Origin of the sequence: Thiocapsa sp. UBA6158 (assembly GCF_002423035.1) — a bacterium.
Taxonomy (GTDB): domain Bacteria; phylum Pseudomonadota; class Gammaproteobacteria; order Chromatiales; family Chromatiaceae; genus Thiocapsa.
This window is the reverse complement of sequence record NZ_DIUM01000006.1, coordinates 1-6896: the sequence shown is the minus strand read 5'-3', so window position 1 is coordinate 6896 and position 6896 is coordinate 1. Positions and strand designations below refer to the sequence as shown.

6 protein-coding genes and 1 pseudogene are annotated in these 6896 nt (G+C 62.7%); 4 read left to right on the top strand and 3 right to left on the bottom strand.

The features are described from left to right. Positions 1-277, top strand: a pseudogene (locus B4N44_RS01215) (isocitrate lyase); the annotation flags it as partial. A 509-nt stretch (positions 278-786) separates the two neighbouring features. Here B4N44_RS01215 and B4N44_RS01210 read toward each other — a convergent pair. The 3 genes from B4N44_RS01210 to B4N44_RS01200 form a co-directional block, all read right to left on the bottom strand. After that, positions 787-1608, bottom strand: coding sequence for an OmpA family protein (locus B4N44_RS01210; RefSeq protein ID WP_296695964.1), 822 nt, complete (start codon positions 1606-1608; stop codon positions 787-789). A 128-nt stretch (positions 1609-1736) separates the two neighbouring features. Next, on the bottom strand, positions 1737-2708 hold the full coding sequence (locus tag B4N44_RS01205; RefSeq protein WP_296695965.1) for an SLAC1 anion channel family protein: 972 nt from the start codon (positions 2706-2708) through the stop codon (positions 1737-1739). 20 nt (positions 2709-2728) lie between these two features. Next, positions 2729-2869, bottom strand: a complete 141-nt coding sequence (locus B4N44_RS01200; RefSeq protein ID WP_296695962.1) for a hypothetical protein — start codon at positions 2867-2869, stop codon at positions 2729-2731. A gap of 239 nt (positions 2870-3108) precedes the next feature. On the opposite strand from B4N44_RS01200, the gene rraA reads away from it, so the two are divergent. From rraA to B4N44_RS01185, 3 genes are all read left to right on the top strand, one after another. Beyond that, complete coding sequence (gene rraA / locus B4N44_RS01195) at positions 3109-3627, top strand: ribonuclease E activity regulator RraA (protein ID WP_296695959.1); 519 nt, start codon at positions 3109-3111, stop codon at positions 3625-3627. A gap of 53 nt (positions 3628-3680) precedes the next feature. After that, positions 3681-5447: a bifunctional isocitrate dehydrogenase kinase/phosphatase gene (gene aceK, locus B4N44_RS01190; RefSeq protein ID WP_296695956.1), complete on the top strand. Its 1767-nt coding sequence runs from the start codon at positions 3681-3683 to the stop codon at positions 5445-5447. Between the two features lie 127 nt (positions 5448-5574). Further along, positions 5575-6633, top strand: a complete 1059-nt coding sequence (locus B4N44_RS01185; RefSeq protein ID WP_296695954.1) for a thioredoxin family protein — start codon at positions 5575-5577, stop codon at positions 6631-6633. Positions 6634-6896 lie beyond the last annotated feature (263 nt).

Genomic DNA, 6896 nt, shown 5'->3' with positions numbered 1-6896 from the left:
GGGCTACAAGTACCAGTTCATCACCCTGGCCGGCATTCACAGCATGTGGTTCAACATGTACGACCTCGCCTACGATTACGCCCGCGGCGAAGGCATGCGCCACTATGTCGAGAAGGTACAGGCGCCCGAGTTCGCGGCGCGCGAGAAGGGCTACACCTTCGTGTCGCACCAGCAGGAGGTGGGCGCCGGTTACTTCGACGACGTCACCACCACCATCCAGGGCGGTGCATCCTCGGTGACGGCCCTGACCGGCTCGACCGAAGAGGCCCAGTTCTGAAAAACCTCTGATCCTGCTGCGCTCCGACGCGAAGCGCGGCCATCCATCGGCCGGATCTCCGGCCGGCCGAGCCAAAGTGACCGGCGGTGCATCAGCACCGCCGGTTTTTTGTGCAGGAAGCGGCCGCGCAAGTGCCGGGCATGCCGCCTCGACCATCCTGCAGGATCAATCGCGCAGCAAGGCCTCGACCGCGGCGCGCATTCTCGCCACCTCGGCCGCACATCCGCACATCCTCGCCGTTGGCCGACTCGACGACGATCGCGCTCCTTCTTGCCCTGCCGGCGAGTCGCTACGCAGGCATGAGGACAGGGTCACGGTCGGGCTCGGGGATCCTTCGCACCCGAACGCGAGCGCGAGCAGGCCCGCCGGATCCTTGCGCGTGTAACCTTCGAGGAGAAGGAGATATTGATCGCGGTCGAGGATACGATCCTCTGTGCGGATAGCTCGGAGCGCCCGATCGCATGGAACAACAGCCGAATTCGCGACAACGCGGGGCAGCCGAGTTCGATTCAAGGCTCGATCAGATAGACCTCGACACGACGATTGCGCTGACGCGCTTGAGCGGTATCGCCATCGTCGAGGGGACGCGTCTCCCCCATCCCGACGATCTCGATGCGTGCGGCATCGACACCCAACGCAGCCAAGGCATCCTTGACCGAGCGGGCGCGTTCCTGCGAAAGCGCGAGGTTCTTGCTTGCGCTGCCGGAGCGATCCGTGTGGCCCTCGATACGCGCCGTCAGGCGTTCATGCCGCCCGAGGACCTCCGCGATGGCCTGCAGCCCTTCGGAGCGCGCCGAGTCGAGCGTGCCCGCACCCACCGGGAAGCGCAGCTCCGATTCGGTCAGCGTCACCAAGTGGCCGCGCTTGGTCGGACGCGCGCCGAGACGCGCAAGGTCATCCTCCAACCGGTCCGTGGCGGATGCTGCGTTCACGGCGGCCGCGTCACTTTCGGGCGCGGCCGGTGCGTTGGTCTCGGCGAGCATCCCGGCCGGACGTTCGCGCTGCTCCGAAACGACGAGCGCGAACGCCGCCTGCTTCTCCGCCACTGCGACCAGCTCCTGCTCGAGACGCCGGATCTTCGCTTCGGCATCGGTCAGACGCGCCTTCAGCACACCCGGATCGGGTTGAGCCTCTGCCTCGACGGGCACCGAGATCGGCGCGTCTGACTCCGCGACCTCCAGGGCCGCAACGGTCTCGGTCGCCAGCGGCTCGGTCACCGGTGTCTGCGGCCCGCGGAAATAGGCCAACAGGATCCCTGCGGCGAACGAGAGGATCAGAAAAACCAAGGCATAGATCGGATTCGCTTTCACCGCGGAGGCGACGTCGGACATGATGGTTCCTCGAGGACGGACTCGGTTCGGAGGCTCGGCGACCGACGACGGGGTCGGCCGGCTCGGAAATGATCGGGACATCGCGGCAGCGGTTTCGCAAACCCGTCGTCCCGTGTCTGCCCCTGGCGTCAGTGACCGGGAACGCAGATCCCGTTGCGCCGCACCGCAATGGCGGTGCGTGCCAACAACAAGGCGACGATTCCGGTCAGCAGGGTCAAGAGACCGAGCCCGAGATAGCGGTAGAGATCCTGCCCGGTGCGCTCGAACATCAGCAGACTCGCGATGCCGATCGCCGCCAGCGGAAAGGAGTAGGCCCACCAGGACAGAAAAAACCCGAGTTTCAGAAATCGATTTGCCTGCGTGAACAACAGCAAGGTCAAGAAGAGACCGATGAAATAGAGCAGGCGCGCGAAGGCATCGAGCTCCCCGACAAGCCGTGAATAGGCAATGAACCCGACAGCAGGCGGTGCGATCAGGATGAAGAGCGTCGGCATCAAACGCTCTTCGATCGGGTGATGAAACAGCACCCGGTAGAAGATGATCGTCATCAGGATCAGCCAGAAGAGCATTCCGGTACTGAAGAAGAACCAGGAAATATCCTGATAACCTAAAGGCACTCCCGCCACGGGCACCAAAACGTTGCCGACCGCCGGGATGAACCAGGCCGGATTCATATGATGCACCTGAAAGTGCTCGTGATGGATCCAGACATTCACGACATAGAGTGTAAAGATCAAATGAAGCGCCGTGCCCGCCATCCAGAGCGCCCGACTCACGTCATTCATGACCGGCAAAAAGGCGATGGACAGCAGGAGCAAACTGATCGAGATGGTCGGAAAAAAATTGAGCTTGACCGGATGGCGCAGCTCCTGGATCACGGCGTGCCGATACAGGGCGAGCTTCGCCGCATAGAGCAGCATCAAGATAATGAAGAGCGTGCTCGTCACGCCGATCAACCAGGGGGTAATACCCAAGTCGAGATCGAGGACCGTCTGAGCCTTCTCCCAGCCGATGGTGAGGCCCGACAGGCCCATCACCATCGCGAAGAAGGAAATTGGAAAGTGCTCCAACCGACCGGGTTGCTGATCTGGAGTGTCCATCATGCTCCCGACATTGTCGCTCAAAGAACCGACGGCATGGGCATGAACAAGAGAACGGCGAGCATGGTCGTCGTCGCGAGCACCGGTGCCCACAACCAGTAAGGCGTGGCTGCCGCTGCGGTGCGTGTCGAGCGCGTCACGGTTCGGGTCTGCTGGGTCATGGTTTGGCTCCGATGGTGCGTCGAGCAGTGTCGCCGAGCGCTTCGGTCTTCGCGACCGAGTCATCCGACCTCTGCTCGGGGAATGAGGTTGACGTGCAGTCTAGGCATCGCCGCGGTGCGATGCATTGACAAATCTCAGACTAGACAGCTCAGGTTTACCGGGCGTCGAATCCGGCGAAAAATCGCGTGTGCTCGGTATATACTCGGCACTCTCCCGACAGACCCGACCGCGACCGCACATGCCCACAGAGCTCCCATCCGCGCCGCACGACCTCGACTTCAAGACGGCCGACCTCTCCGATCGATACGACACGCATGTCCGCATCTGCGATCCGATCTTTCGTGATTTCGGCGGCCAGGTCCGCTTCTGCGGGCCGGTCGTGACAGTCAAGTGCTTCGAAGACAACACTCAGGTGAAGTCGGCCTTGGCCGAACCCGGACACGGCCGCGTCCTCGTGGTCGATGCCGGGGGCTCCATGCGCTGTGCGATGCTCGGAGACCTCATCGCCGCAAGCGCGGTGGAGCATGGCTGGGCCGGGGTCATCCTCTACGGATGCATCCGCGACAGTCGCGACATCGCCGCCATGCGGTTGGGCGTCAAGGCATTGGGGACACATCCACGCAAGAGCCTCAGGCGCGGCGAAGGACAACGGGACATCCCGCTTACCTTCGCCGGCGTGCGCTTCGTCCCGGGTGATCAGGTCTACTGCGACGAAGACGGCATCCTGGTGGCCGACGAGCCGCTGAATCTTGATTAGTCGGAACCACGCGCGGCTGCGATCGATCCGGATGGGGGCAACGAGGTAAGACCATGGCATGGACCGAGGCGAAACAGATTGCCGAGGCGATCCTCGACGGATTCGGGCGTCACTACAGGCTGTTCCGCGAGATCACCGGAAAGGCGCGGGACCGTTTCGAGGCGGCGGATTGGCCGGCGGTTCAGGCGGCGGCACGCGAGCGAATCAGCTACTACGACGAGCGGGTCGGCGAGACGGTCGCCCTGCTGCGCCGCGAGTTTCATCTGCGCGACCCGACCGACATCCTGTGGCGCCGCGTGAAGATCGAATACATGCGCCTCCTGCCGCTGCACCACCAGCCCGAGCTCGCCGAGACCTATTACAATTCGGTGTTCTGCCGGCTCTTCGATCGGCGTTATTACAACAACAGCTACATCTTCGTCTGGCCGATGATCTCGACCGAGCACCTCGAGGCCGAGATCCCGATCTTTCGCCCCTACTACCCGGCACGCGACGGCTTCGCGCGGGTGATCGCCCGCATCCTCGGCGACATGGGTTTTCAGCGCCCTTTCCGAAATCGCCGGCACGACATCCGCTGTCTGATGCGTGCCGTGCGCGACCGCTTCCCGCGCCGACGCGCACTGCATCAGAACTTCCAACTTGCCGTCCTCTCCGAACCCTTCTACCGCAACAAAGCCGCTTATATCATCGGCAAGGCCATCAACGGGGCGGACCAGATCCCGTTCGCGATCCCGATCCTCAACGACGAGGGAGACGAGGGTGCGCCCGGCGGACTCTATGTCGACACCCTGCTCTCGGGCGGGGACGAGATCTCGGATGTCTTCAGCTTCTCGCGCGCCTACTTTATGGTCGACACCGAGGTGCCGGCGGCGGTCGTCGATTTCCTGCGCCCCCTGATGCCGCACAAGGGCAAGGCCGAGCTCTACACCGCCATCGGTCTGCAGAAGTTCGGCAAGGCGGAGTTCTATCGCGACTTCCTCAAACATCTGAGGTACTCGGCCGATGATTTCGTCATCGCGCCCGGCATCCGCGGGATGGTGATGTGCGTCTTCACGCTCCCCTCGTTTCCCTTCGTCTTCAAGGTCATCAAGGACCGTTTCCCGCCGCCGAAGGAGATGACCCGCGAGACCGTCAAAGAGAAATACCAGCTGGTCAAACTGCATGATCGAGTCGGACGGATGGCCGACTCTTGGGAATATTCGCACGTCGCCTTTCCGCGTCACCGCTTCTCGGCCGCCCTCATCGAGATGCTGGAGAGCGACTGCGCGAAGAGTCTCGAATCCGACGGCGATCAGCTCATCATCAAGCATCTCTATATCGAGCGACGCATGTCGCCGCTGAATCTTTATCTGCACACCGCCGACGAGGAGGACATTCGCCACGCGATCGGCGAATACGGCGATGCCATCAAGCAACTCGCCGCGGCCAACATCTTCCCCGGCGATTTTCTCTTCAAAAACTTCGGCGTCACGCGTCAGGGCCGCGTTGTCTTCTACGACTACGACGAGCTCTGCTATCTGACCGAGTGTCGTTTCCGTGAGATTCCACCCGCACCCTACCCCGAGATGGAGATGGCCGAAGAGGTCTGGTACAGCGCGGGTCCAAACGACGTCTTCCCGGAGGAGTTCGAGACCTTCCTGCTGACCGACCCGCGGATCCGCAAGGTCTTCCGCGAGCTGCACAGCGAGTTGTTCGACCCGGCCTGGTGGCAGGCGCGCCAAGAGCACATCCGGGCGGGTCATCTCGAGGATGTCTTTCCCTACCCCGAAGAGCGGCGTTTCGCTTGCCCCGAACGGGTCACGCCCGATCGCGACGCGTAGGAACCTCGGCAATCGCCGGCGGCCTCAAGCACAGGCGCCTCGGCGCTCGAGCCGCATCACAACAAGGGGAATCCTTGTGCCCATCGGCACTCGGCAGCCCCGTTGCACCGCAGAGGAGACTGGAGCGATGAAGACGCCTTCGATCGGGATGCATCGGCTGGCCTGGAGTCTGCTGCTGCTCGGCACGCTCGCCGCGGCCGCAAGCGACGGACCCGCCGAGCTGACCCCCGGGATGCAGAACCCCGGCTATCATGAGCAACCCGATTGGTTCAAGGCGTCTTTTTTGGATATCCGCGAGGACGTCGCCGAGGCCACTGCGCAGGACAAGCGTCTGCTCCTCTACTTTTATCAGGACGGTTGTCCCTACTGCGCCAAGCTGTTGCAGGAAAACCTGGCCGATCAGTCAATCGCCCGTCTGATGCAGGGCAGTTTCGACGTCGTCGCCGTCAATCTCTGGGGTGATCGGGAGGTGACCGGCTTGTCAGGGCAGTCCACCACTGAAAAACAACTCGGCGCAGATCTCAAGGTCCAGTTCACACCCACGATGCTCCTGCTCGACGAGGCCGGGCAGGTCGTACTGCGGATCAACGGCTACTTCCCGCCCCATCGCTTCAAGGCCGCACTCGCCTATGTCGCCGAGCGGCGCGAGCAGGTCGGCGAGTCATTCGCCGACTATGCCGGCGGACTCGATTCGGCCGAGGCCAAGGGCACCTTGCATGCGCAGGGCGGGTTCCTGACGACCCCGTTCCGACTTGCGGAGAATCGCGATGCCTCCATGCGTCCTTTGGTGGTGATGTTCGAGCAGCCCACCTGTCGGGACTGCGACGAGCTGCACGAAGACATCCTCAAGCGCGAGCCGGTCGCCTACTCGCTGAGCGCCTTCGACGGGGCAATCCTGGATACCTATTCGCGCGACCCCGTCCAAACGGTCGACGGCCGCGAGATCCCGATCCGCGATTGGGCCGCCGAGCTCGGCATCAAGTACACACCCAGTCTGGTGTTCTTCGATGCCGCCGGGCGCGAGATCTTTCGCACCGAGGGTTATTTCAAGTCGTTCCATATCCATGGCGCCTTGGATTATGTCGCGACAGGCGCCTACCTGTGGGAGCCGAGCTTCCAACGCTATCTTGCAGCGCGCCGCGAGGTCCTCGCCAAGTCGGGGATCGAGGTCGATCTGATGGATTAAACCGCGCCCAGAGCGGTATGCGATGTTTTTGGATGGGATCGGCCCCGGAAGACTTGACGACCGCTGGAGTCGGCGCGGTTTAAAATATTAAAAAATATATCATTTCAACCTCTGGCGCGGCGCGTCGGTCTCCCGAGTCGGAAGAGCACAACGGTAGGGACAAGCGCAGCGCAGTCCACCAGCGGCGGCGCGGGGTTCGGTGGACTTCGCTCTCGCTCGCCCACCCTCCGGCGCTTGTCCCTAGGAGCCTGTCCGACTTGTGT